Annotated in this window: 1 protein-coding gene; it reads left to right on the top strand. The window is 68.0% G+C overall.

Features of this window, described 5'->3' with window-relative positions:
* The first annotated feature begins 238 nt into the window (after positions 1-238).
* Positions 239-1468: an IS110 family RNA-guided transposase gene (locus JW592_RS32345; RefSeq protein ID WP_229377235.1), complete on the top strand. Its 1230-nt coding sequence runs from the start codon at positions 239-241 to the stop codon at positions 1466-1468.
* Positions 1469-1491 lie beyond the last annotated feature (23 nt).

The raw sequence follows: 1491 nt of genomic DNA, 5'->3' as shown, positions 1-1491 counted from the left end.
CCCCGTTATGTTTTCCGAGGTCCTGCAAGGGGACCGTTGGCCTCCGGGCCCGGCATGACTTTTGCCCCCTGTCGAAGTCGATGACCTGGGGGGTGGTGTCACCGGGTCCGAGGGGTGCCGTCGGAGACGCTGATAAGAGGACCGGCCGTCGCCTGACCTGGTGCAACGCCGGGTTACTTGCGGGCGACAGGTCTGCATAACGTGGATGCGCGCGTGCGGCCCCAACGCCGAGGCCAGCATGCCATCGACGACATGTGGGGGCACGGTGACCGATATCGACAAAGTGGGCGTCTTCCTCGGCCTGGACGTGGGCAAGACCGCTCATCACGGCCACGGGCTGTCCCCGACCGGGAAGAAGGTCTTCGACAAGCAGCTGCCGAACAGTGAGCCGAAGCTGCGGGGCGTCTTCGACAAGCTCCGCACCAAGTTCGGCACCGTCCTGGTGATCGTGGACCAGCCCGCCTCCATCGGCGCCCTGCCTCTGGCGGTCGCCCGGGATGCAGGCTGCCAGGTCGCCTACCTGCCCGGTCTGGCGATGCGGCGAATCGCCGACCTCTACCCCGGCGAAGCCAAAACCGACGCCAAGGACGCCGCCGTCATCGCCGACGCGGCCCGCACCATGCCGCACACTCTGCGCACCCTGGACCCGGGCGACGAGACCACGGCCGAGCTGACCCTCCTGGTCGGGTTCGATCAGGACCTGGCTGCTGAGGCCACCCGCACCTCCAACCGCATCCGCGGCATGCTCACCCAGTTCCACCCGAGCTTGGAGCGTGTCCTGGGCCCCCGGCTGGACCACCATGCCGTGACCTGGCTGCTGGAGCGTTACGGCTCCCCTGCGGCCCTGCGCAAGGCAGGCCGCCGCAGGCTCGTCGAGGTCGTCCGGCCCAAGGCTCCGCGAATGGCCGAGCGGCTGATCAACGACGTTTTCGACGCCCTGGATGAACAGACCGTCGTCGTCCCGGGCACCGGAACCCTCGATGTGATCGTGCCTTCCCTGGCCAAGTCCCTCGCAGCCGTTCACGAACAACGCCGGGCGTTGGAGACGCAGATCGAGGCCCTGCTGGAGGCCCACCCTCTTTGCGAGGTCCTGACGTCGATGCCCGGCATCGGAGTCAGGACCGCCGCAGTTCTCCTGGTCACCATCGGCGACGGCAGCAGCTTCCCCACCGCCGCTCACCTGGCCTCCTACGCCGGCCTCGCACCGGCAACGAAGTCTTCCGGGACCTCGATCCATGGCGAACACGCCCCCAGGACCGGAAACCGGCAGCTCAAACGCGCCATGTTCCTCTCTGCCTTCGCAGCCCTCCACGACCCCGACTCCCGCGACTACTACGACCGCTGCCGAGCCCGCGGCAAAACCCACACCCAAGCCCTCCTCCGCCTGGCCCGCCACCGCATCAGCGTCCTGTTCGCCATGCTCCGCGACGGAACCTTCTACGAACCCCGCACCCCCGCCATGGCTTGACGAAAGACATAGAGGCACCCCCC

It is taken from the genome of Streptomyces spirodelae (assembly GCF_017676385.1).
GTDB classification, from domain to species: domain Bacteria; phylum Actinomycetota; class Actinomycetes; order Streptomycetales; family Streptomycetaceae; genus Streptomyces; species Streptomyces spirodelae.
The sequence above is the reverse complement of the archived record's forward strand: the minus strand, read 5'-3'. Positions and strand labels throughout refer to the sequence as shown.